This window comes from Agrobacterium vaccinii, from assembly GCF_021310995.1.
GTDB classification, from domain to species: domain Bacteria; phylum Pseudomonadota; class Alphaproteobacteria; order Rhizobiales; family Rhizobiaceae; genus Agrobacterium; species Agrobacterium vaccinii.
Genome location: NZ_CP054150.1, coordinates 46,544 through 68,212, shown reverse-complemented (window position 1 = coordinate 68,212; position 21,669 = coordinate 46,544). Strand labels below are relative to the sequence as shown.

At 58.8% G+C, this 21,669-nt stretch carries 25 protein-coding genes; 13 read left to right on the top strand and 12 right to left on the bottom strand.

The genetic code is table 11. The features are described from left to right. The first annotated feature begins 77 nt into the window (after window positions 1-77). The 6 genes from HRR99_RS00355 to phnN all read left to right on the top strand — a co-directional run bounded on the left by HRR99_RS00355 (window position 78) and on the right by phnN (window position 6,234). A complete protein-coding gene (locus tag HRR99_RS00355) occupies window positions 78-1,835 on the top strand; it encodes an ABC transporter ATP-binding protein (RefSeq protein ID WP_422387320.1) in 1,758 nt (585 codons plus the stop codon). Window positions 1,836-1,858: 23 nt separating this feature from the next. Beyond that, window positions 1,859-2,686: a 4-hydroxy-tetrahydrodipicolinate reductase gene (gene dapB / locus HRR99_RS00350; protein WP_233122351.1), complete on the top strand. Its 828-nt coding sequence runs from the start codon at window positions 1,859-1,861 to the stop codon at window positions 2,684-2,686. 21 nt (window positions 2,687-2,707) lie between these two features. Continuing rightward, the gene (locus HRR99_RS00345) at window positions 2,708-3,343 is read left to right on the top strand and encodes a 2,3-bisphosphoglycerate-dependent phosphoglycerate mutase (RefSeq protein ID WP_233122350.1); all 636 of its coding nucleotides are present in this window, start codon (window positions 2,708-2,710) and stop codon (window positions 3,341-3,343) included. 463 nt (window positions 3,344-3,806) lie between these two features. Further along, on the top strand, window positions 3,807-4,505 hold the full coding sequence (locus HRR99_RS00340; protein ID WP_233122349.1) for a DUF1045 domain-containing protein: 699 nt from the start codon (window positions 3,807-3,809) through the stop codon (window positions 4,503-4,505). Continuing rightward, complete coding sequence (locus tag HRR99_RS00335) at window positions 4,502-5,638, top strand: alpha-D-ribose 1-methylphosphonate 5-triphosphate diphosphatase (protein WP_233122348.1); 1,137 nt, start codon at window positions 4,502-4,504, stop codon at window positions 5,636-5,638. Before HRR99_RS00340 ends, HRR99_RS00335 begins: the two co-directional genes overlap by 4 nt. Further along, window positions 5,635-6,234: a phosphonate metabolism protein/1,5-bisphosphokinase (PRPP-forming) PhnN gene (phnN, locus tag HRR99_RS00330; RefSeq protein ID WP_233122347.1), complete on the top strand. Its 600-nt coding sequence runs from the start codon at window positions 5,635-5,637 to the stop codon at window positions 6,232-6,234. The genes HRR99_RS00335 and phnN overlap by 4 nt, the downstream gene beginning before the upstream one ends. On the opposite strand, the gene HRR99_RS00325 is transcribed toward phnN, so the two are convergent. From HRR99_RS00325 to hutC, 5 genes are all read right to left on the bottom strand, one after another. Next, complete coding sequence (locus HRR99_RS00325) at window positions 6,235-7,224, bottom strand: Ldh family oxidoreductase (RefSeq protein ID WP_233122346.1); 990 nt, start codon at window positions 7,222-7,224, stop codon at window positions 6,235-6,237. An 86-nt stretch (window positions 7,225-7,310) separates the two neighbouring features. Continuing rightward, window positions 7,311-8,249, bottom strand: a complete 939-nt coding sequence (locus HRR99_RS00320) for an energy transducer TonB family protein (protein ID WP_233122345.1) — start codon at window positions 8,247-8,249, stop codon at window positions 7,311-7,313. Beyond that, window positions 8,246-8,734, bottom strand: a complete 489-nt coding sequence (gene exbD / locus HRR99_RS00315) for a TonB system transport protein ExbD (protein WP_233122344.1) — start codon at window positions 8,732-8,734, stop codon at window positions 8,246-8,248. The genes HRR99_RS00320 and exbD overlap by 4 nt, the downstream gene beginning before the upstream one ends. 2 nt (window positions 8,735-8,736) lie before the next feature. Beyond that, the gene (gene exbB, locus HRR99_RS00310; RefSeq protein ID WP_233122343.1) at window positions 8,737-9,858 is read right to left on the bottom strand and encodes a tonB-system energizer ExbB; all 1,122 of its coding nucleotides are present in this window, start codon (window positions 9,856-9,858) and stop codon (window positions 8,737-8,739) included. Window positions 9,859-10,044: 186 nt separating this feature from the next. Next, on the bottom strand, window positions 10,045-10,779 hold the full coding sequence (hutC, locus tag HRR99_RS00305; protein ID WP_233122342.1) for a histidine utilization repressor: 735 nt from the start codon (window positions 10,777-10,779) through the stop codon (window positions 10,045-10,047). Window positions 10,780-10,930: 151 nt separating this feature from the next. Here hutC and HRR99_RS00300 point away from each other — a divergent pair, with 151 nt between their 5' ends. Next, the gene (locus tag HRR99_RS00300; protein ID WP_233122341.1) at window positions 10,931-11,638 is read left to right on the top strand and encodes a YoaK family protein; all 708 of its coding nucleotides are present in this window, start codon (window positions 10,931-10,933) and stop codon (window positions 11,636-11,638) included. Between the two features lie 11 nt (window positions 11,639-11,649). Here the strand turns inward: HRR99_RS00300 and HRR99_RS00295 are convergent, their stop codons facing one another. Then, window positions 11,650-12,123, bottom strand: coding sequence for a hypothetical protein (locus HRR99_RS00295; RefSeq protein ID WP_111840231.1), 474 nt, complete (start codon window positions 12,121-12,123; stop codon window positions 11,650-11,652). A gap of 138 nt (window positions 12,124-12,261) precedes the next feature. Here HRR99_RS00295 and HRR99_RS00290 point away from each other — a divergent pair, with 138 nt between their 5' ends. Then, window positions 12,262-12,897 (top strand): trimeric intracellular cation channel family protein, encoded by a 636-nt coding sequence (locus tag HRR99_RS00290; protein WP_111840096.1) that lies wholly within the window; start codon window positions 12,262-12,264, stop codon window positions 12,895-12,897. A 57-nt stretch (window positions 12,898-12,954) separates the two neighbouring features. Here HRR99_RS00290 and HRR99_RS00285 read toward each other — a convergent pair whose 3' ends face one another. Next, complete coding sequence (locus tag HRR99_RS00285) at window positions 12,955-13,212, bottom strand: BQ00720 family protein (protein ID WP_062587710.1); 258 nt, start codon at window positions 13,210-13,212, stop codon at window positions 12,955-12,957. 59 nt (window positions 13,213-13,271) lie between these two features. After that, window positions 13,272-13,697, bottom strand: a complete 426-nt coding sequence (locus HRR99_RS00280) for an Hsp20 family protein (protein ID WP_233122340.1) — start codon at window positions 13,695-13,697, stop codon at window positions 13,272-13,274. Window positions 13,698-13,877: 180 nt separating this feature from the next. Here HRR99_RS00280 and HRR99_RS00275 point away from each other — a divergent pair, with 180 nt between their 5' ends. Next, on the top strand, window positions 13,878-14,822 hold the full coding sequence (locus tag HRR99_RS00275) for a nucleoside hydrolase (protein WP_233122339.1): 945 nt from the start codon (window positions 13,878-13,880) through the stop codon (window positions 14,820-14,822). 145 nt (window positions 14,823-14,967) lie between these two features. Here HRR99_RS00275 and HRR99_RS00270 read toward each other — a convergent pair whose 3' ends face one another. Continuing rightward, entirely contained in the window at window positions 14,968-15,828 is an 861-nt protein-coding gene (locus tag HRR99_RS00270; protein ID WP_111840232.1) for an LOG family protein, read from the bottom strand. 138 nt (window positions 15,829-15,966) lie between these two features. Between HRR99_RS00270 and dapD the strand changes: the two genes are divergently transcribed. From dapD to HRR99_RS00250, 4 genes are read left to right on the top strand one after another with little or no spacing between them, the layout of a single operon-like run. Beyond that, a complete protein-coding gene (gene dapD, locus HRR99_RS00265) occupies window positions 15,967-16,821 on the top strand; it encodes a 2,3,4,5-tetrahydropyridine-2,6-dicarboxylate N-succinyltransferase (RefSeq protein WP_111840099.1) in 855 nt (284 codons plus the stop codon). A 14-nt stretch (window positions 16,822-16,835) separates the two neighbouring features. After that, window positions 16,836-18,029, top strand: a complete 1,194-nt coding sequence (gene dapE, locus HRR99_RS00260) for a succinyl-diaminopimelate desuccinylase (protein WP_233122338.1) — start codon at window positions 16,836-16,838, stop codon at window positions 18,027-18,029. Then, complete coding sequence (locus HRR99_RS00255) at window positions 18,016-18,630, top strand: hypothetical protein (protein WP_233122337.1); 615 nt, start codon at window positions 18,016-18,018, stop codon at window positions 18,628-18,630. Before dapE ends, HRR99_RS00255 begins: the two co-directional genes overlap by 14 nt. A 26-nt stretch (window positions 18,631-18,656) precedes the next feature. Beyond that, window positions 18,657-19,253 (top strand): spermidine synthase family protein, encoded by a 597-nt coding sequence (locus tag HRR99_RS00250; protein ID WP_233122336.1) that lies wholly within the window; start codon window positions 18,657-18,659, stop codon window positions 19,251-19,253. Window positions 19,254-19,501: 248 nt separating this feature from the next. Here HRR99_RS00250 and arsC read toward each other — a convergent pair whose 3' ends face one another. The 3 genes from arsC to fmt are packed head-to-tail and all read right to left on the bottom strand — an operon-like array spanning window position 19,502 to window position 21,625. Continuing rightward, complete coding sequence (arsC, locus tag HRR99_RS00245; RefSeq protein ID WP_233122335.1) at window positions 19,502-19,906, bottom strand: arsenate reductase (glutaredoxin); 405 nt, start codon at window positions 19,904-19,906, stop codon at window positions 19,502-19,504. After that, window positions 19,884-20,690, bottom strand: coding sequence for a tRNA pseudouridine(38-40) synthase TruA (gene truA / locus HRR99_RS00240; protein ID WP_233122334.1), 807 nt, complete (start codon window positions 20,688-20,690; stop codon window positions 19,884-19,886). The genes arsC and truA overlap by 23 nt, the downstream gene beginning before the upstream one ends. Then, window positions 20,690-21,625, bottom strand: coding sequence for a methionyl-tRNA formyltransferase (gene fmt, locus HRR99_RS00235; RefSeq protein ID WP_233122333.1), 936 nt, complete (start codon window positions 21,623-21,625; stop codon window positions 20,690-20,692). Before fmt ends, truA begins: the two co-directional genes overlap by 1 nt. Window positions 21,626-21,669 lie beyond the last annotated feature (44 nt).

Sequence of the window (21,669 nt, the reverse complement as noted above, 5' to 3'; positions counted from 1 at the left end):
CGCTTGAATGGGCGGCATGTCCGCCGCAACCGCACAAGGTGGATGAACGCTTGAAGACCGCCAAAAAACGGCATCCTATGGATACCGATACCATCACGTCAGTCCTGAAACGCATTTTTGCCGAAAATGCCCGTGATCATATGCGCGGCTATGCCTTTGCGATTTTCTGCCTACTGGCCGTCGCTGGTACAACCGCGTTCACAGCGTGGATCATGGATTCCATCATCAATGAGGCCTTCGTCAACCGACGGGCCGATCTTGTCTGGATCATCTGCGCATCCATCTTTGCCGCATTTTTCATCCGCGGAATAGCGACTTACGGCCAGTCCGTAGCCCTCTCAAAGATCGGCAACAATATTGTCGCGCGCTATCAGAAGCGGCTCTATTCCCACCTGATGACATTGTCGGTTGGATATCTGAGCGAGTCTCGTTCCGCGCACTTGGCAGCCCAGGTCAGTCAAAATATCGGCGGCATTCGCGATGTCATGAATCTGACAGTGACGACGGTTGCGCGCGATCTGCTCACCTTCATCGCGCTGGTCTGCGTGATGATCATAAAAGATCCCATCCTTTCCATCGTCATTGTCTTCATCGCCCCGCCGCTCGTGCTGGGACTACGCTACATCTCCAAGCGACTTCGTAGCGCAACGCGCGATGCCGTTATCCTCAACAGCCGCGTTTTGGGTGCCATGCAGGAAACGCTACAGGGCATTGCCATCGTCAAAGCCTTCACGATGGAAAAGCAGCTGGAAACCCGTGTCGATGCGGTGATCGATTCCGCCGAATCGCGTGCCAACCGCATCGCACGGCTGACCGAAAAAAGCGCGCCCTTGACCGAAACCCTTGCTGGTCTCGCGGTGTCAGGTGTTCTTGCCTATGCCGCATATCGTGCGATCTATGACAATGTCCCTCCGGGCGCTTTCTTTGCCTTCGTAACGGCGCTTCTTCTTGCCTATGATCCTGCACGCCGTCTTGCACGCGTTCAGATTTCGCTGGAACGCGCTGTCGTCAACGCACAGATGATCTACGACATTCTCGATATGGAGCCGGTGCAACGCCAGAAGCCCGATGCGCAACCGTTGAAGATTTCGAATGCGACGGTGGAATTGCGTGACGTGGTCTTCTCGTACAAAGACGGCGGCCCGATCCTGCGTGGCGTGAGTTTCATTGCAGAGGGCGGTAAGACGACCGCTCTCGTGGGTCCATCCGGTGCCGGAAAATCAACGATCATCAATCTCATTCCGCGCTTTTACGATCCAAGCGCCGGTACGATTCTGATCGATGGCCAAGATATCGCCGATGTCACGACCATGTCCGTCCGCCAGAACCTCGCTTATGTCTCGCAGCAGCCCTATCTCTTCGAAGGAACGATCCGCGATAACATCCGCTATGGCAGGCCCGAGGCAACAGATGCGGAGATCGAAGAGGCAGCACGGCTGGCCTTTGCGCATGACTTTATCCTTGCCCAGCCACAAGGGTACGAAACGGCGGTCGGCGAAAACGGCATGACGCTCTCCGGCGGTCAACGCCAGCGCCTGTCCATCGCCCGCGCTCTGGTCCGCAATGCACCGATCCTGCTACTGGACGAAGCGACATCAGCGCTGGATACGGAGTCGGAGGCCGTGGTGCAAAAAGCACTCGATACCGCAATGACGGGTCGCACGGTCATTGTGATTGCGCACCGTCTGTCGACCGTGGTCAAGGCTGACAAGATCGTGGTGATGAACGAAGGACTGGTGGTGGAAGAAGGCGTTCACGAGACGCTTGCGCGGCAGGAAGATGGTCTTTACGCTCGCCTAAACAATCTTCAGGCGACGGGCGTTCGCGGTCTTTGAACGAAACCTACAGGTAGGGCAGTATGAGCGGCAATGGCATGAAACTGGTGGTGGTCGGCGCGGCTGGACGGATGGGTCAAACCCTGATCCGTCTGATCCACGAAACGCCGGGTGTCCAGCTTCATGCCGCCGTCGAGCGCGAAGGCTCACCCTTTATCGGTCGTGATGCCGGTGAGATTTCCGGTCTTGGTCCTATCGACGTTGCAATAACAAGCGATGCGCTCGAGGCTTTCGTTCATGCCGAGGGGGTCATCGATTTCACCTCGCCCGCTGGCAGCGTTGCTTTCGCGGGTCTTGCCGCGCAGGCCCGCATCGTCCATGTGATCGGCACCACGGGATGCTCGGTGGCGGATGAGGAGAAGTTCGAAGCGGCGGCCCGCCACGCCCGCGTCGTCAAATCCGGCAATATGAGCCTCGGCGTCAACCTGCTCAGCGTTCTCACGCGGCAGGCGGCAAAAGCGCTGGACGCCAATGGCTGGGATATCGAAATTCTCGAAATGCACCACAAGCACAAGGTCGATGCCCCCTCTGGCACTGCCCTGCTTTTGGGCCAGGCGGCTGCGAAAGGCAGGGATATCGACCTCGCATCCAATTCCGTGCGCGTGCGTGATGGCCACACAGGCCCTCGTGAAAGCGGGACGATCGGCTTTGCGACATTGCGCGGCGGGTCGGTCGTCGGCGACCACTCGGTTATTTTTGCCGCAGAGGGAGAGCAGGTCACGCTCACCCACCACGCGGCAGACCGCACGATTTTCGGGCGCGGCGCCATCGCTGCTGCCGTCTGGGCGCATGGGCAAAAGCCCGGCCTATATTCCATGCTGGACGTTCTCGGTCTGGCGAAAGACCAATAATCAACTCGGAGAGCAATCGATATGAGCGGAACCCTCGTCCTCGTTCGTCACGGTCAAAGTGACTGGAACCTCAAGAACCTCTTCACCGGCTGGCGCGACCCCGATCTAACGGAGCTTGGCGTTGAGGAGGCCAATGCAGGCGGCAAGGCACTTGCCGATTACGGCATCAAGTTCGATATCGCCTACACCTCGTCGCTCATCCGCGCCCAGAGAACCTGCCAGATGGTGCTCGACAATGTCGGCCAGCCTGACCTCCAGACCATTAGGGACGAGGCGCTGAACGAACGCGACTACGGCGATCTGTCCGGTCTGAACAAGGATGATGCGCGTGAAAAATGGGGCGAAGACCAGGTTCATATCTGGCGCCGTTCCTACGATATTCCACCTCCAGGCGGCGAAAGCCTGCGCGACACCGGTGCCCGCGTCTGGCCCTATTACCTGACGGAAATCCTGCCGCGCGTGCTGCGTGGCGAAAAGGTTCTGGTTGCCGCCCACGGCAATTCGCTGCGCTCGCTGGTCATGGTGCTGGATAAGTTGAGCAAGGAAGAAATCCTCAAGCTCAACCTCGCGACGGGTGTTCCCATGGTCTACAAGCTGAATGAGGATTCCACCGTTGCTTCAAAGGAAGTGCTGGGCGATATGTCCGCCGCGCATTGATATTGCGCAGAAACAAAAAAGCGCTGCAATTTAAAGCTTGCGGCGCTTTCGTTATTTTATAGGCAATATAGTCGGAACGATTAAGCACAATAAAAAATATTGCGCTGTGACTGACTTTAAAAATTACGATGTTCGCCGAACCAATAGGCGCAACCTACGCTTGATGCGGCAAATACTGTAAAGAACAGTGCGACGAGAATTCCGATTTCCATGAGCCTGTGCTCCTTGCATCCGTGAATACTTGCAAGACTAACGCACAATGTTTGAAGAAGTTTCATCTCGATTTCGGAGACCATCCAGCAAGCTGGCCACCTCACCCTAAAACGCATCCGCCACGCGGAGTTTTTCGGCTCTATCATCATTCCGTCACGTAGAGGCTCTAATTCGCTCTTGCGGCCTTGCTTCGCCAGGGCGAGTCATTCCAGATACTATCCTGATCCTTGATACCGAAAGTGCGACCAACGTGCGCTACGCCATCTATTTTACACCCGCCGAACATGATGCCCTCACCGAAAAGGCATCTCGATGGCTGGGGCGCAACGCGTTTTCCGGTGTGACCCATAATGAACACGAGGCCTATGCGGATATCACCGCCGAGCCACGTCGGTACGGTTTCCACGCCACGCTGAAAGCACCCTTCGAGCTTTCCGAAAAGCGCCGCGAAGCCGATCTTCTGGCCGCCCTTCACGCTTTTGCCGCGACACGGCATACCCTAGACATTCCTACACTGGTGGTTGGTTCTCTGGGGCCGTTCTTCGCGCTGGTGCCGCAAGCGCCCTACCAGCCGCTTCAGGATTTTGCAGCTGACGTCGTGGATTACTTCGATCCTTTCCGTGCGCCATTGTCCGACAGCGACATCGCGCGCCGCAGGCCGCAAAACCTCACGGAAAGCCAGCGGCAGAACCTCTCTCTCTGGGGCTATCCGCATGTCATGGATGATTTTCGTTTCCATATGACGCTGACCGGGCCGGTGGATGAGGTCGAGCGCGACCATATGTCGACGGTTCTGACGATGACTTTTTCCGAGTTTACAGATCGTCCACTCACCATTTCCGGGCTTGGTCTATTCATTGAAAAGGCGCGTGGCGAGCCCTTCATCGCTCACACGTGGTTGCCACTTGCCGCGCCGAACGCAGATGATACGAAAGAAGCGACAGCATGACCGAACAGGTATTCTCCAACGCCCGCATCGTCCTAGAAGACGAGATCATCCAAGGCTCGGTTTTGATCCGTGATGGCGTGATTGCCGATATCAGCGAAGGCGCATCACGTATGGGCGAGGACTTCGAAGGCGATTACCTCATCGCCGGACTGGTGGAACTCCATACAGACCACCTCGAACAACACTATTCTCCCCGTCCCGGTGTGACGTGGAACAAGATTGCAGCCATTCAGGCCCATGATGCGCAGGTGGCATCGTCAGGCATCACCACCGTCTTCGATTGCCTTCGGCTTGGCTCGGATGAGGATGGCGGCTTTGCCCGTGGCGAGATGCGCGACATGGCGGATGCCATAGAGCAGGCCCAGAGCGAAAATCGGCTGCGGGCCGATCATCTTCTGCATCTTCGCTGTGAAGTCGCGTCTGCCGATGTGCTGGATCATTTCGAAGACTTCGAGAGCGATCCGCAGGTCAAGCTGATTTCGTTGATGGACCATTCGCCGGGCCAACGGCAATTCCAGACCATGGATCAGTATGTCGTTTTCTATCAAAAAAAACGTGGCCTCAGCGACGAGGTCTTCAAGGCGTTCGTGGATCGCCGCGTCGCGGCGTCGACAAAATACTCCACCAAGCACCGCGACTACCTCTCCGCGCAGTGCTTGGCACGCGGCATAACCATTGCCAGTCACGACGATGCTACGCTGGCGCATGTCGATGAGGCCATCGGTCACGGTGTGAAGCTGGCCGAGTTTCCCACCAGCGTCGAAGCCGCCAAGGCATCACACGGTGCAGGCATGAGTGTTTTGATGGGTGCGCCGAACATCGTCCGGGGCAAATCCCATTCCGGCAACATCGCCGCGCGAGATCTCGCCGAGATCGGTGTTCTCGACGTCCTGTCGTCCGATTATGTCCCATTCAGTCTGCTTCATGCACCTTTCCTTCTGGCGGATCAGGTCGAAGGCATGACCCTTCCAAGGGCGCTTTCCATGGTGACCGCGACACCGGCCCGTACGGTGGGGCTTGCCGATCGTGGCCGCATCGCCCCCGGTCTGCGAGCCGATCTCGTGCGCGTCCATCGGGACGATGGCGTGCCCGTTGTTCGTTCCGTGTGGCGACAGGGCAGGCGCGTGGCATGAGTGACCCTGCCCCGACTTCCACTCGTCTTTCTCCGCGCTCCGGCGTGATGATCGTGGTCGTGGGACCAAGCGGCGCGGGGAAAGATACGATTATGGACTTCGCCGCAGGCCGGTTTCGCGATCGCGACGATGTCCATTTCGTGCGCCGCGTCATCACCCGGGACAGCGATGCGGGAGGGGAAAATCATGACGCTGTCAGCGATGAGACGTTTGCGCGTCGTCTCGCGGAGGGCGAACTCTGCGTGTCGTGGCAGGCTCATGGTCTCAGTTACGGTATTCCGGCATCGGTGCAGAACAAGCTTGCCGCAGGCAACATCGTCATCGCCAACGGTTCACGCTCCGCGCTAGGACATTTCAAGGCTGTTTTTCCCAACTTGACAGTCGTCAATGTCGTCGCCACCCCTGATGTTTTGGCCGCGCGGCTTGAGGGTCGCGGTAGAGAAAGCCGTGACGACATTCTTCGCAGGCTGCAACGCAGTTCACTCGATGTCCGTGGTGATTTCGATGTCGTCACGATCGACAACAGCGGCGCGCTGGAGACAGCGGGCACCGCTTTCGTCGAGTTGCTTCAGCACCACATCAGCGCCCGGCGGTGATCACAGGGTTCGTATCTCGGCCATGATATCGTCGTCGATGACGATGCCATATTCCAGTGACTGCTTGCGAATGCCCTGGCTTCTTCGCCCCGGCAAACGCGCATTTTCCTGTCCCTCGATCTCGGCTGCCATCAAGGCCAGTCGCTTGGCAAAGATATGATCGCCCGCAATCGTCGGGTCGATGGCGATGATGGTATGTCCAAGCGACGGCGCAGTCCCGGTATCATCCAGCAGCGATGATGCCTGAAAACCGAAATTGCCACCGGTCAGCCCTGCGGCCATGACCTCCACCATCAAGGCAAGGGCGGCACCCTTGGCATCGCCCGCAGGCGACATCGTGCCCTTGATCGCTTCATCCGGGTCGGTCGTCGGGCGCCCGCTGGCATCAAGCGCCCAATCATCGGGTATCGTCTCACCCTTCTGCCGCGCCGCCATGATTCGTCCCCGTGCGACCTTGGAGAGCGCCAGATCGATGACGAGCGGGTCAGCGCCTTCAACCGGTGCCGCAAATGCGATGGGGTTGGTGCCATAGAGCGGCTTTATTCCGCCCCAAGGCGCCATGGATGCCGGTGCATTCGCAACCATGAAGGCGACAAGACCCTGGTCTGCAAAACGCTCGACCGTCAACGCCATCACGCCGGCATGATGTGATCTGCCGATGACCCCCAGCGCGATGCCCTGAGTGCGCGCGATGGCTGGCAGCCGCTCGACGACCATATCAATAGCCGGATAAGCGTAGCCGTGACCGGCATCGACGCTGAGAACCGCAGGACGCGGCTGCGATGCAACGGGCTTCGCCTGACCGTCGATCTTGCCGACGCGTAACTGGCTGATATAGGCGGACAATCGGCGAATGCCGTGACCGCCCTGCCCTGCGGCTTCTGCCGCAATGAGCGCACGCGCAACGGAGCGTGCATTCTCCGGCAAAACGCCGTTCTTTTCAAAAATGGAAGAAACGAATTCTTCCGCCTGGGCAATGCTGAATTTCATGGCTGGCTTGACCTGCGGTGGGTAAAATCCAGCCATAGCGCGCGCAGCAGCGAAGCGAAATCTTTTTTAGACGACCGCGGCACGTTCTATTTGATTGTGATGGGAAGCGTCACATTTCGGTTCACATCCGGCGGTGGCTCGGCGACCGGCGAAGCGCGCTCGACCCAGGCTACGATCTGCTGGTCGAGTGATGCATCCCCGGTTGAACCAAGTAGCCTGACCCCGCTCAAAGTCCCGGATTCGCTGACCTTGAAAGAAACGGAAACTTTCACACCTGAAGCAGGGAGCTCTCGCGGCTTCTTGCGTCTGATCTGAGCAACGACTCTTGACTGCCATTTCGCTGGCGTCATGGAAGACGAAAACAAACCGGAACTTGTCCGTGAGGCCGCCGTGCGGTTGGATTGCGTCGTCTCGACCTTGGCGGTTTCCTTCGCAGCCGACGGTTGCGGTGCGGCTGTCTGCTTGCGTTCCACCTTCTTCTTCTCAGGCTCTTTCTTCTTTTCCACCTTTTTCTCGACCGGAGCCGGTGGTGGACGCATGACAGGCAACGGCACCTCGACATTTTCGAGGGCGGCCATCTGCTCTTGCTGAATGGGGTCGATTTCTTCCACCGGTTCGGGCACCTCTTGCGGCAGAGGCTCCGTCACTTCCTGTGGCGGTTCAGGCATCGGCTCCGGTTCAGGCGGCGTTTCCTCGACAACGGGTTCGGGCTGTGGCTGTGGCTGGGGTGCCTCCTCTGGCGGGACTTCTTCCACCTTTTCAGGAACCTCGCTTTGCACCTCCTGCGCGTCTTCCATATCGTTTGCCTCCACCGTCTCCTCGGTTTCGACAGCTTCGGGAAGGGCCGCGAGCTCGATCATGATCGCCGCTGGCGGTCCACCATCGGCATCGGGCTCAGGTTGCTCCTGTAGAAGATAATAGGCAGCGCCCGCATGCACGGACAATGTCAGCAGACCGGCAGCCGTCCAAAGTGCCACTTCTCCCAGCCGGGAGCGTCCGGAACGGGGAAAAGACGTGGCACTCATGGCGTGGCTCCAGCGGGTGCGGGTGCAGGCGTACCGGGAGCAGACGGTGCAGGCTGCGTTGCGGCGGCAGCATTCTCAAGTCCCACCAGCGCGATCTTCAGATAACCGCTATCGCGCAACATGTTCATGATTTCCATGAAATGCCCGTAATCGACAGCCTTGTCAGCCCGCAGGAAAATGCGGGTATCCTTGTTGCCGCCGGTGCGTGCATCGAGGCTTGCAGTCAGCGCCTCGCGCGCCACGGCGTCATTGCCAAGATTGAGCGACAGGTCGTCCTTGACCGTCAGATACAGCGGCTCGTCCGGGCGCTCCGCAGGCTTGGCCGAAGAGGCGGGCAGATCGACATTCACATCCACCGTCGCCAGCGGGGCCGCGACCATGAAGATGATCAGCAATACCAGCATCACGTCGATGAAAGGCGTGACGTTGATCTCATGGTTTTCGGAGAGTTCGTCTCCACCGCTTTCACGAATGCCGCCAGCCATGATCAGCGTCCCACGAGCGAAACGGCTGGCTTGGCGGCGTTGCCGGGCGGAATGCGGCGGAAGTCGAGGTCGCGGCTGACGAGGCGTTCGACACCGGCGGCGACATCGGCCAGCAGATGGCGATAACCGGTGATCGAGCGCGCAAACACGTTATAGATCACCACCGCTGGAATGGCGGCAACAAGACCGATGGCGGTTGCCAGCAACGCTTCGGCAATACCAGGTGCGACGACGGCAAGATTGGTCGTCTGCGATTCCGAGATGCTGATGAACGAGTTCATGATGCCCCAGACCGTGCCGAACAGGCCGACGAAAGGCGATACCGAACCGATGGTCGCCAGAATGCCGGTGCCGCGCGACATGCGGCGGCCCGCATGGGTCTCGATACGTCCGAGAACGGAGGACACACGCTCCTTGATGCCGCCGCCGTCGGTGTGCTCCACCACGGCATCGGACAGTTGCATTTCGTGGGTCGCCATGCGCAACATGAGCGCGCTCGGGCCACCTTTCTTTTCCACAGCATCCGTGGCTTCCGACAAGGTCTTGGCCTTGTGAACGATCTTGAGCGTAGACTTGGCGCGAATGCGCGCGCCCGCCAGTTCGATGGTTTTCGCAACCCAGACCGTCCAGGTGATCAGCGAGGCAATCGCCAGCCCGATCATGACACTTTTCACCACCCAGTCGGCGGCCATGAACATGCCCCAGGGGGACAGGTTATGCGGGATGTCGGTGCGCTGCTCAGGCGTGGCAGGCGTCTGTGGGGCCTGGTCCGCAATGGTGGGCTGAACGAGTGGCTGATCGACCGTACCAGAGGCTGGCTGCTGTGCCGTGGGCGCTGAAGGTGCCGCTGGCTGGGATGGTTGTGCTGGCGCTGCGGGGGTCTGCGGCGCCGAATTTTCCGTCGCAGGCGCGGCGGCAGGCTCTTGAGCCTGTGATGGGGCAGGCGGCGTTGCCGTCTGAGCTGCGGGAGCTGGCTCGTTGGGGGCGGGTGCCGTGGTCTGCGCCACCGTTGATCCGGCATAGAGGCAGGCAACGACCGACAGCATGAGGGCTGCGGCAGACGCGCGCCGTCTGCTCGACAGAGCCGTTGAGTTTGACGAAAGGGTCAATTTTTCAGATGCCATCATGATATTCCCGGATGTCCGTAACAATGCGCCGATCTTCTTTGGCCAGAGCCAGCAACCCCAAACCTCGGCTAAGCCAGCCTTCTTGAAAAGCCGCTAACAAAGTTGAGTGCGATTGGCAACTAATACATTGCTAAAACCTGCGGTGTAAACTCTTCTTTTACGAAAAGAGCCTCACTGAGGCGTTCACATTTGTTGTGATGGCATGAATTGCGCGACCAATTCGTGGCGGTCGCCGGGGTATGTTACGGTGACATGGGTGATGTAGGTCTGGCCATTCCATGTCCGTCGCTCGATGACCAGACAGGCGGTTCCCGTGGGTATTGCCAAGGCTTCGGCCACCCTGCGATCGGCGGAAACAGCGCGAATGCGGTGTTCGGCAGCACTCCAAGGCACCATTTTCAACAACCATGAACCCGGCCCGATGGTGGAGAAGTCTGCATTGCGTGCTTCCGGCACGGATGCGACGTTGATGACGCGTTCCTCGAGGCAAAAGGGCACCTCGCCGGTAAAATGACGACACGCCAAAGCCAGAACCGGTGCCCCTGCCTTGACCTCCAATGCCTTTCGATCCGCCGCAGTCGATTTTCTCAGCTCCCGATTATCCAGCCGATAGGCGTAGACGAGACCGAGCGCCTGTACCTCGCGCTGGATATCGTGAATTTCCAGAACTGCGGATTGCGCGTGCGGCTGGGTGACGAAGCTACCCGATCGGCGACGCCGCTCGATCAGCCCTTTTTTCACAAGCTCGCCCAACGCCTTGTTCACCGTCATGCGTGAACAGGCATAGTCCTGCGTCAACTCATGCTCAAACGGGATACGATGCCCGGGCGCCCATTCGCCAGATAGAATTCGGCCCTCGACATCACCGATGATGCGGTCATGTAGCGATTTTTCCTGAACCCGAGGGGTTTCAGCCATAGGCCCAATCATCCCGTTGCATTTGTAATGCCTGATATCATCCCGGCTTGCTCATAGCCATATGGCTTGGCCGACACTCCGTTTAACGAGGTTGAAATCTTGTGAGCCTACCCTTTCTGAACCATACCGGACCGCGGATCGCGAGATTTCCATGACCAGACAGAGACGGCGACAGATCATCCGCGCAAGACGCACGGCAACCGGCATTGCGCTGGTGGCTGCCCTATCCTTCATCGCCGGAATGACGGATGCGATCGGCCTGACGATGTCTGGAGATTTCGTGTCGTTCATGACGGGCAACACCACCCGCGCGGCGCTGTCGCTTCAGGCTGGCGACTACGCGCATGCCAGCATTTTGCTACTAGCCATTGTCACCTTCGTCGCTGGCAATGCAGGCGGCATCGTGATCGCCTACAAGTCGCAAAGGCGCGTGTTTACGGTTCTGTGCTGCGTCGGCCTGTTGCTCGCCGCCGCCGCTCTTCTGCAAACGCAGGATATGAAGCTGACCCAGTTCTATCTGGTCGTGTTTGCCATGGGCATGATCAATGCCGCCGTCGAACATATCGAAGGCCTGCCCATTGGGCTCACCTATGTCACAGGTGCGCTCTCCCGTTTCGGGCGCGGCATCGGACGGTTCATTCTAGGCGAACGCAAACTGGACTGGACGATCCAGATGGTGCCCTGGATCGGCATGGTTGCGGGCGCGATCTGCGGCGCTGTTCTTGCGACGACCTATGCCACGATTGCGCTGGCTTGCGTCAGCCTGTTGGTCTTTGTGGTTGCACTTGCCAGCCTGTTCATGCCGCCTGCGCTGCGACGCCGATACAATCAAGGCGTTGCGATCAAGACCACACGATAAACAAGCGCCGTCTATTTGCGGGATATGGTGACGAAATTCGTGCCGCGAACGCGCACCGTCATTTCGCAAGGCTCGCTGTCCGTCCGCTCGCAATATCGCGGGTGCATTTTCAGCACGAAGACCATGTTTCCGAAACGCTGGACGAAATCATAGCTGTAGATCGTAGCGGTGGCGATCATCAGATAGCCGCCTTCCTTGACCTGCACGTAGAAATTATAGGGGCAGCCATCATCGTTGCAGCTGCGCGCCTTGTCGCCATCGCAGGTCAACTCGCCGCGATTGGTGATGGCATCCATAAGCCCATCATTGTTGATATCCAGCCGGGTGATGAAACCCTCGCCGAATTCCGCCACTTTGCATTCCTGGCGAAAATGGTCCTTTTCGTAAATTTCAGGATCGCTGACGAGTTCCTGCTGCGCCAGTGCCGCAACCGGAACGACCAGAAATACCAGCGCTTGAAGCGTTACGAAGAGAAGGCGTTTCACGGCATTTTCCTTTAGGTCTGTTTGGGCTATGGATGCGACAGCATCGGCCAGTCGCTATTCGATCCGGCGACGAAGCATACATCCCGTCCCTTGCGTGACACTGACCCTGCGCGACATATCTCTGAGGAGCGCCTGCCCATGACCCTTCTGGCCTTTCTCGATTATGCGGGCGTTGCCGTTTTTGCCGCAACCGGCGCACTTGCCGCCTCGCGCAAACAGCTCGATCTTATCGGATTTCTGTTTTTTGCCGCCGTCACCGGCATTGGCGGCGGTACGCTGCGAGATCTGGTGCTGGGCCGCGCTCCGGTCTTCTGGGTGGTCAACCCGACCTATATTCTCGTCTGCGTCGTTATCGCAGCGTTGGTCTATCTCACTGCGCACCTGATGGAATCGCGGTACAAGCTGCTGATCTGGCTCGACGCTATCGGTCTCTCGGCCTATTGCGTCATGGGCGCCGCAAAAGGACTTGCAGCTAGCGGATCACCCACCGTGGCGATCGTGACCGGCACCTTGACCGCAACATTCGGCGGCGTTCTTCGTGACATATTGGCCGGTGAGCCATCCGTTTTGCTGCGGCCAGAGGTTTATATCAGCTGCGCTTTGGCAGGAGCCTGCGTTTTCACAGCGGCCCATGCAATCGGCCTGCCGCTTCTGGCCGCGTCCGCTGCTGGGGTTCTCACAGCATTCGCGATCAGAAGCGGCGCGCTGATCTTCGGCTGGACCTTTCCGCGTTATCATCCCCGCCCCGGCAGACCGCCCGAAGACGTGATGTAAGGCAAACGCAAAAGGCGCCCGAGGGCGCCTTAGACATGATCTACTGAAAGACTTTTCTCAGTGCACGCTGATGGTGCGGAGCTCGTCTTCGGCGGCCTTGAAGAAGGTGCTGGAGCGGTTGTCCGTCAAAAGGATCGGCGTACCATCGGCACCAAAGAGCGCCCAGAGATCAAGGCCGGGATCGATATTGGGTGCTTCTGGAAAACAACGGTTCACTTCTTCGGCACGCATCTTTCTGATGTATCCGACTTCGCCTGCCCCGATATGAGCCAGCTGTGACTTGGTCAAACGCGCATGCGCTTCTTTCAAGAGCATATTTCAGCCTCCACATTCTTAAGACGCAGCGACGTGATGAATCGTTTGGCGTCAGAATCCTACTGTGAGACGGAAATGTTAATTTTCTTCACCACGTTGGAGATTTCAGGGCGCGTCAGATCGATGGATAGCAACCCGTTGCGCAGACGCGCATCATTGACCTGCATGCCATCCGCGAGCACGAAAACCCGTTGGAACTGCCGCGCGGCAATACCGCGATAAAGATAGTCCTTCGCATCCTGTTCCTGCTGGCGTCCACGGATGACGAGCTGATTGTCAGCCGTCGTCACCTCCAGATCGTCTTCGGAAAAACCAGCGGCCGCAATGGTGATCCGCAGGCGCTCAGGACTGTTTCCCTCGGCTGCCAGGCGTTCGATATTATAGGGGGGATAACCATCATTCGCCTTTGCCATGCGCTCCAGCGTTTTTTCCATGGCATCGAAACCCAGCATCAGCGGGTGCGTGAAAGGTGTCATGCGACTCATCTGTTCAGTCCTTGTACCCAAGCGACGATCCTGTGCCCCGTTGCGGCGGCACTCCCTCATATGGGAACATGCTGTTTGCAACGCAAGAACGTCACGCCGCGAAAAGGCTGAACTGCCGCGTGCTTGACAAGGCTCCGAAACAGGCTTGAAAAGGCGTGTCATATAAAAAACAGGACAATCATGGCCGAGCGCAGAAAAATCATCATCGACACCGACCCGGGACAGGACGACGCAGCCGCCATCATGCTGGCATTGGCGAGCCCGGATGAAATCGAAGTCCTCGGTCTGTGTGCCGTTGCCGGCAACGTGCCGCTGAAACTGACAAGCCGCAACATCCGCATCATGCTGGAACTGTGCGACCGCACCGAAATCCCTGTCTATGAAGGCTGCGAGCGCCCACTGGTCCGCGCCTCGATCACCGCCGAACACGTGCACGGCAGCACCGGGCTGGACGGCCCTACTCTGCCGGAGCCGGTTCTCGAAGCGCAATCGCAAAACGCTATCGACTTCATCATCGACACGATCCGCCGCGAGCCAGAGGGCACCATCACGCTCTGCACCTTGGGCGCACTGACCAACATCGCCACCGCCTTGCAGAAGGCGCCCGATATTGCACCGCGCGTGAAAGAACTGGTGCTGATGGGCGGCGGTTTCTTCGAAGGCGGCAACATCACGCCTGCTGCCGAATTCAACATTTATGTCGATCCGCAGGCCGCCGACATCGTCTTCCGCTCCGGCATTCCGCTGGTCATGATGCCACTCGATGTGACGCACAAGCTTTTGACCACCAAGGCCCGCGTTGCCGCCATCCGCGATATCGGCACGCGCCCTGCGATTGCCATGGCGGAAATGCTGGAGTTCTTCGAGCGCTTCGACGTGGAGAAATACGGCTCCGACGGCGGCCCGCTGCATGACCCGACCGTGATTGCCTATCTCATCAAGCCGGAACTCTTCGATGGCCGAGATTGCAACGTCGAAATCGAAGTGAATTCCGAACTCACAATCGGAATGACGGTTGTCGACTGGTGGAAGGTGACAGGCCGCGCGCCCAACGCCCGCGTGATGCGCGATGTGGACGCGAATGGGTTCTTTGCGCTTCTGACGGAGCGTTTTGCGCGGATTTGATTCGTTTTTTCCGTCACCCCGGCCTTGAGCCGGGGTCCAGTGCGATCAAGTCCTTGATCGCAAAAGACTCTTGTCGCCGCGCAGACGCGCGGCGGCTGGATCCCGGCTCAAGGCCGGGATGACGGTGGCAAAGCAGCGCCTTCATTCAAAGCTCATAAAAATCCGCAACAACCTTCCACGCATCCTCAGCCGTTTCGCAGAAATGCAGCAGCTCCATATCATCGGGCGCAATGGTGCCGAAATCGGCCAGCGCTTCGAAATTGATAATGGAACGCCAGAAAGCCTCACCGAACAGGATGAGCGGGATGGGTGCCATGCGCTTGGTCTGGATCAGGGTCAGTGTTTCAAACAGCTCATCCATGGTGCCGAAGCCGCCGGGAAACACCACGACCGCCTTGGCGCGCATCAGGAAATGCATCTTGCGGATGGCGAAATAGTGGAAATTGAAGCTGAGTTCCGGCGTCACATGCGGGTTGGGTGCCTGCTCGTGCGGCAGCAGAATGTTGAGGCCGATGGACGGGGCGCCGGCTTCCGATGCACCGCGGTTGCCCGCTTCCATCACGCCCGGTCCGCCACCCGTCATCACGACATATTCGCGGTGATCATGCTTTTCGGATTCGCCGGCGCAGAGTTTAGCGAACTTGCGGGCCTCGTCATAATAAACCGAGGCAGCTTCCAGGTTCTTCCTCTGCGTTTCGTTGCGCGCCGCCCAGGCCTTGCCGCCCGGCTCGGGAATACGCGCACCGCCAAACAGCACGACGGTGGATTTGATGCCGCGCTCGGTCAGGATCATTTCCGGCTTCATCAGTTCCAGTTGCAGCCGGATGGGGCGCAACTCTTCGCGGCATAGAAAATCGGTGTCGGCATAGGCCAGACGATAGGATGGCGAAGCGGATTGCGGGGTTTTGGGCAGGCCTTCTGCTTGTTGCTTGTCATCCGAGCTGGATTTCAAAGGGTCCCAGACGCCGTCCTTGCGACGCAACTTGCCATTTTTCAGTTTTGCCATGTCCATGCCTTTCGTATAGCCGCGCCAAATCACATTGACGCCCTTGAAACACTCGCTTAGAGCAATTGACCATGTCCGGCCAGCGGTGCGGATGTTTCCCTGTATGTGACGATAGTCAGCGAAGTTTAAGGAATTCTCATGAGCATCTCGGATCTTGGCTCCCTTGAAACAATCATCGAAACCGCATTCGATAATCGCGATAGTGTCAACATATCGACCAAGGGCGAAGTGCGCGATGCCGTCGAAACCGCGCTGAACCTGCTGGATGGCGGCCAAGTGCGCGTTGCCGAAAAGCAGGCCGATGGCAACTGGACCGTGAACCAGTGGCTGAAGAAAGCCGTGCTGCTCTCCTTCCGTCTCAACGACATGGAAATCGTAACCGGCGGCCCCGGCGAATCCACATGGTGGGACAAGGTGCCCTCGAAATTCGAAAACTGGGGTGAAAACCAGTTCCGCGCGGCAGGCTTCCGCGCCGTACCGAATGCCGTCGTGCGTCGCTCTGCCTACGTTGCCAAGAACGTCGTCCTGATGCCGTCCTTCGTCAATCTCGGTGCTTACGTCGATGAAGGCACCATGGTCGACACTTGGGCAACCGTCGGCTCCTGCGCGCAGATTGGCAAGAATGTGCACCTGTCCGGCGGCGTCGGCATTGGTGGCGTACTCGAGCCGCTTCAGGCTGGCCCGACCATCATCGAAGACAATTGCTTCATCGGCGCTCGTTCGGAAGTCGTTGAAGGCTGCATCATTCGCGAAGGTGCCGTCCTCGGCATGGGCGTGTTCATCGGCAAGTCCACCAAGATCGTGGACCGCGCCACCGGCTCAATCACCTATGGCGAAGTGCCGCCTTACTCGGTCGTCGTTGCTGGCACCATGCCGGGCAAGCCTTTCCCGAATGGCGAGATGGGTCCAAGCCTCTATTGCGCGGTCATCGTCAAGACCGTTGACGAGAAGACCCGCTCCAAGACCGGCATCAACGAGTTGCTGCGCGACTGATAAAGTAGATATCCATGCACGCCACCGATCCCGTCGCCAATCTCGCCGCCCTCATCCGTTGCCCGTCGGTCACACCAGCGGAAGGTGGAGCGCTTACGCTGCTCGACACGCTGCTGACGCCACTCGGCTTTGCGGTGGAGCGTGTGATGGCAACGGAAGAGGGAACGCCTGACGTCGAAAATCTCTATGCACGGCTTGGTGATCAAGGTCCGCATCTGATGTTTGCAGGCCATACCGATGTCGTGCCCGTGGGTGACGAGACCGCCTGGAGCCATCCGCCTTTTGCGGCTGAAATCGCAGGTGGTGAGATGTTCGGGCGCGGCGCCGTGGATATGAAGGGCGGCATCGCGTGCTTCGTCGCGGCCATCGCCCGCCATATCGAAAAACATGGAAAGCCCGAGGGCTCCGTATCCTTCCTCATCACCGGCGATGAAGAGGGACCATCCATCAATGGCACCTCCAAGCTTCTGGAGTGGGCGGCAGCCAAGGGCGAGACATGGGATGCCTGCGTGGTGGGAGAGCCCACCAACCCGGACCAGTTGGGCGACATGATCAAGATCGGTCGCCGCGGCTCGCTGTCCGGTCGCATCGTCGTCCATGGCGTGCAGGGCCACGCCGCCTATCCGCATCTCGCCGACAATCCCATTCGCGGCATGCTGCAATTGACCCAGGCGCTGATGAATCCGCCCTTCGATACAGGCACGGATAATTTCCAGCCATCCAACCTCGAAGTCACGACCATCGACACCGGCAATGCGGCCACAAACGTCATTCCATCCAAGGCGACGGCTGCCTTCAACATCCGTTTCAACGATACGTGGACGGCAGAGACACTACGCGCCGAAATCATCCGTCGCCTGGATGAGGCTGCCGCCGACGGCGCGCTGCGCCCGGGACGCTCGCCGGTCAACTACGACATCATCTGGGCCGACCGCCCCTCCCACGTCTTCCTGACCCGCAACAATGCGCTGATCTCATCGCTGTCGGGCGCCGTCGCAGAGGTCACCGGCAACGAGCCGAAGCTGTCAACGACAGGCGGCACGTCGGATGCCCGTTTCATCAAGGATTACTGCCCGGTGGTCGAGTTCGGCCTCGTCGGCCAGACCATGCACATGGTGGATGAGCGCGTGGCGGTTGCGGATGTGGAAACGTTGACCCGCATCTACGAGGTCTTCATCAAACGCTGGTTTGACCATGCCGTCGCGTAGCGAGGCGACGCGCAGTTTGAGAGGCCTTTGGTTGCTGGGAAAAGGCGATCCCCGGGGTATGCAGGCTTTTGGTACATCGTTTGTTAGTGTAGCACGTTCGTTTGTTGCGATGATCTGGTCGCTTCCGGCAATCATCGCCTACTTAATCTTTCAAAGACTGGAATTTCTCACTGAAATGCCGGATGCCGATCAAGGCAGCGTCGGGTTCTACGCCAAAGTTGGCGCAATCGAAGCCGTCGCCCTCGTTGTAACGCCGCTTCTGATCTTTTTGTGTGTTCCGCTGTTGAGAATAAACCTATCCGCAAGCGCACTGATCGTCATCACGAACTGGTTTCTGGTCCCATCAAACTACCTGTCAGTGGCGATCATTTATCTCGCATATCTCTTGGATCAGGTAGACAATTTGAGTTCGACAGTCTCTCTTATTGTACTTGCTTTAGGATTTCTTTTTCTCGCCGCATGGCTCTGGACTGTCTTGAGAACTGCAAGTGGCGCACATGCTTGGCAAATCCTTTGTCTTCTCGTTCTAACACTCGCACCGCAGTATGTGATCAACACTGCTCTCGCGAGCTTTCTAGGGGTATCCGCTGCCTATGAATAGATTTGCGGTTAGCACACGGGAACATCATGCCTTCGTATAACGAGATAACCCTCTACGTCAGAGGCCTGTGGCTGCTGTTTCTGGGCGATCCGGCCGGGGGGCGGTTGCTGGATTTGACGGATCGGGGCGTGGGGCGGTCGTTTTATGCGGCGCTCTGGTGTCTGCCGTCCATGGCGCTGTCCTGGTACTGGTGGCATGAAGCCTATTTGTCGGTCCTGCCGAAGGGTGTCGGCACCGGGGCCATCTTCTTCCTGCGGCTGGCGATGGTCGAGGCCATCTGCTGGATGGTGCCGCTGATCCTCATCGGGTTTCTGCTGGTGGCATTTGGCGCAAAGCAGAAATTCCCGGCGCTCGTGGTCGTCGCCAACTGGCTATCGCTGCCATTTTCCTATGCCTATGCCACGCTGATCCTGATTGCGCTTTTGGTGCCGTCCTTGCAGGGGCTGGTCGCAATCCTGTGGTTTTCGCTGCTGCTGGCGCTGGTGTTCAGCTTTTCCCGCATCGTCAAATTCTTCGTGCGGGACCAGCCGTTGCTGGTCGCCGCACTCGTTATGACGCTGCTTATTCCCGGCATGATCCTGTCTGAAGTGCTGCAACGCTTTCTGGGCGTCTATCCGAGCTGACGCCGGGGTGTGAATCTTTTCATTATAGGCGATGGCGGGCTTGGCTTACCCCCCTCTGTCCTGACGGACATCTCCCCCACAAGGAGGGAGATAGGCTAGGCGCACGCTCACCATTCTATCCGCAGCATTCAAGATGGGCGAGCGCTAACCACGAGTCGATCTCCCTCCTTGTGGGGGAGATGTCCGGCAGGACAGAGGGGGGTAAGCCAAACCCGCAACGCCTACTTTTCGCCTGGCTTCTGCAAAAATCAGCGCCCAGGTACAACCTCGCCATCTTCCTTGGTGAAGCTACCAATGCTGCCTTCGTCCAGAATCTCCAGCACCAGTTCCGATGGGCGACAAAGACGTGCGCCCTTGTCCGTCACCACGATAGGCCGATTGAGCAGGATTGGATGTGCTTCGATGGCATCCAGCAAGGCATCATCGCTCAAACTCTCGTCCGAAAGCCCAAGCTCCGCATAGGGCGTGCCTTTTTCCCGCAGAAGGCCGCGCAGCGGCACACCGATCTTTTCAGCAAGAGAGACGATCTCATCGCGCGACGGCGGCGTCTTCAGATATTCGATGATGATAGGTTCTTCGCCCGATTGGCGGATCATGGCCAGCGTGTTGCGCGAGGTGCCGCAGGCGGGGTTATGATAGATCGTCACCGTCATTGGTCATCTCCGGTCTGGGTTTCCGTGGCGGTATCACATCGGGATAATCCACCTGCATGAAATAGAGCCCGTCCGGCGGCGCAACCGGGCCGCAGGCCTTGCGGTCACGCGCCTCCAGTGCTGCCTTCACGTCTTCAACCGTCATGCCGCCGTCACCGGCCAGTTTCAGCGTGCCGGCAAAAGATCGGATCTGATTGTGCAGAAAGCTTTGTGCCGTCGCGCGTATTTCGATCAGGTCGCCGTCGCGCGTCACATCCAGCCGGTCGAGCGTTCTGACCGGGCTGTTGGCCTGGCAATGCACGGAGCGGAAGGTTGTAAAATCATGCCGACCCACCAACGTTTGGGCCGCCGCATGCATGGCCTCATGGTCGAGGTCTTTCGATACCCACCAGGCCCGCTTATGTTCCAGCGCCAGCCGGGATTTGCGGCAGATGATGCGGTAAAGGTAATGGCGGCGGAGTGCTGAAAAGCGCGCGTCGAAATCCTCGGTGACGGCTTCCACGTCCAGAACCGAGACAGCCTCTCCCGCCATGGCAAGATGCGCGTTTAGTGCGTTGCGCAGCTTGTAGGGCTCCCAGGCGCGGGTGAGATCAACATGCACGACCTGTCCCTTGGCGTGAACGCCTGAGTCTGTACGGCCCGCGCCGCGAAAGCTCACGACTTCCGTCGTCAACGACAGAACGGCTGCTTCCAGCGCGCCTTGAACCGACGGCCCATTGGTCTGCCGTTGCCAGCCGAAATAAGGGGAACCATCATATTCGACGGTCATGCGGAAGCGTGGCATCAGCCGAGCCTCGTTCCGACAGCAACTGGAGTGCCGCGCAGAAAATCTTGCGCCAACATCGGCTTGCCGCCCGCCTTTTGCAGACGCACCAGCCTAACCGCGCCGCTGCCGCAAGCGATGGTCAGGGCACCGTCCAGAACGGAGCCCGCCTCGCCCATGCCGCTTGCCAACTGCGTTTCCAGCACCTTCACGCGTTCGGCCTTGCCGCCGATCTGCATTTCGAACCACGCACCTGGAAAAGGCGAGAGGCCGCGAATGTGATTGTGCACATCCTGGCTGGACCAGGAGAAATTGATGCGGGTCTCGGCCTTGTCGATCTTGGCGGCGTAGACAACGCCCTCCTCCGACTGCGGTGTCAGTGACAAGTCATTATCTTCCAGCTTCAGCATCGCCTCGCGCATTAGCCGCGCGCCCGCCAGCATCAGGCTGTCATGCAATTCGCCAGCCGTCATGTTCGGGCCGATGGCAACGCGCGCGGTCAGCGCCACGGGGCCAGTGTCCAGCCCCTTTTCCATCTGCATTACCATCATGCCGGTTTCGGTATCTCCAGCCATGATGGCGCGCTGAATGGGGGCGGCACCCCGCCAGCGCGGAAGCAGCGAGGCGTGACCATTGTAGCAGCCGAGACGGGTGCCGTTCAAAATGGCCTCAGGCAGCAGCAGGCCATAGGCGACGACGACGGCCACGTCTGCGTTGAACGCCTTGAATTCCGCCCGGTCTTCTTCCGCCTTGAAATTCAGCGGCGTCAAAACCGGAATGCCGAGCAGTTCGGCGGCCTGATGCACGGGTGATTTCTGGAGGTCGAGCCCGCGACGACCGCCGGGTCGTGGCGGCTGTGTATAGACAGCGGCGATCTCATGGCCCGCGTCGACCAGTGCGCGCAGGGTGGGAACGGAAAATTCCGGCGTTCCCATGAAAATGATGCGCAGTGCCATGCTCGCCCCCTGCCCTGCTGCCTGATCTGCCAATGCTTGTAGAC

Excerpts from the sequence above, each read along its gene's own strand:
- HRR99_RS00355 (WP_422387320.1), top strand. The coding sequence starts at position 78 with ATGGATACCGATACCATCACGTCAGTCCTGAAACGCATTTTTGCCGAA.
- dapB (WP_233122351.1), top strand. The coding sequence starts at position 1,859 with ATGAGCGGCAATGGCATGAAACTGGTGGTGGTCGGCGCGGCTGGACGG.
- HRR99_RS00345 (WP_233122350.1), top strand. The coding sequence starts at position 2,708 with ATGAGCGGAACCCTCGTCCTCGTTCGTCACGGTCAAAGTGACTGGAAC.
- HRR99_RS00335 (WP_233122348.1), top strand. The coding sequence starts at position 4,502 with ATGACCGAACAGGTATTCTCCAACGCCCGCATCGTCCTAGAAGACGAG.
- phnN (WP_233122347.1), top strand. The coding sequence starts at position 5,635 with ATGAGTGACCCTGCCCCGACTTCCACTCGTCTTTCTCCGCGCTCCGGC.
- HRR99_RS00325 (WP_233122346.1), bottom strand. The coding sequence starts at position 7,224 with ATGAAATTCAGCATTGCCCAGGCGGAAGAATTCGTTTCTTCCATTTTT.
- HRR99_RS00320 (WP_233122345.1), bottom strand. The coding sequence starts at position 8,249 with ATGAGTGCCACGTCTTTTCCCCGTTCCGGACGCTCCCGGCTGGGAGAA.
- exbD (WP_233122344.1), bottom strand. The coding sequence starts at position 8,734 with ATGGCTGGCGGCATTCGTGAAAGCGGTGGAGACGAACTCTCCGAAAAC.
- exbB (WP_233122343.1), bottom strand. The coding sequence starts at position 9,858 with ATGGCATCTGAAAAATTGACCCTTTCGTCAAACTCAACGGCTCTGTCG.
- hutC (WP_233122342.1), bottom strand. The coding sequence starts at position 10,779 with ATGGCTGAAACCCCTCGGGTTCAGGAAAAATCGCTACATGACCGCATC.
- HRR99_RS00300 (WP_233122341.1), top strand. The coding sequence starts at position 10,931 with ATGACCAGACAGAGACGGCGACAGATCATCCGCGCAAGACGCACGGCA.
- HRR99_RS00290 (WP_111840096.1), top strand. The coding sequence starts at position 12,262 with ATGACCCTTCTGGCCTTTCTCGATTATGCGGGCGTTGCCGTTTTTGCC.
- HRR99_RS00285 (WP_062587710.1), bottom strand. The coding sequence starts at position 13,212 with ATGCTCTTGAAAGAAGCGCATGCGCGTTTGACCAAGTCACAGCTGGCT.
- HRR99_RS00280 (WP_233122340.1), bottom strand. The coding sequence starts at position 13,697 with ATGAGTCGCATGACACCTTTCACGCACCCGCTGATGCTGGGTTTCGAT.
- HRR99_RS00275 (WP_233122339.1), top strand. The coding sequence starts at position 13,878 with ATGGCCGAGCGCAGAAAAATCATCATCGACACCGACCCGGGACAGGAC.
- HRR99_RS00270 (WP_111840232.1), bottom strand. The coding sequence starts at position 15,828 with ATGGCAAAACTGAAAAATGGCAAGTTGCGTCGCAAGGACGGCGTCTGG.
- dapD (WP_111840099.1), top strand. The coding sequence starts at position 15,967 with ATGAGCATCTCGGATCTTGGCTCCCTTGAAACAATCATCGAAACCGCA.
- dapE (WP_233122338.1), top strand. The coding sequence starts at position 16,836 with ATGCACGCCACCGATCCCGTCGCCAATCTCGCCGCCCTCATCCGTTGC.
- HRR99_RS00255 (WP_233122337.1), top strand. The coding sequence starts at position 18,016 with ATGCCGTCGCGTAGCGAGGCGACGCGCAGTTTGAGAGGCCTTTGGTTG.
- HRR99_RS00250 (WP_233122336.1), top strand. The coding sequence starts at position 18,657 with ATGCCTTCGTATAACGAGATAACCCTCTACGTCAGAGGCCTGTGGCTG.
- arsC (WP_233122335.1), bottom strand. The coding sequence starts at position 19,906 with ATGACGGTGACGATCTATCATAACCCCGCCTGCGGCACCTCGCGCAAC.
- truA (WP_233122334.1), bottom strand. The coding sequence starts at position 20,690 with ATGCCACGCTTCCGCATGACCGTCGAATATGATGGTTCCCCTTATTTC.
- fmt (WP_233122333.1), bottom strand. The coding sequence starts at position 21,625 with ATGGCACTGCGCATCATTTTCATGGGAACGCCGGAATTTTCCGTTCCC.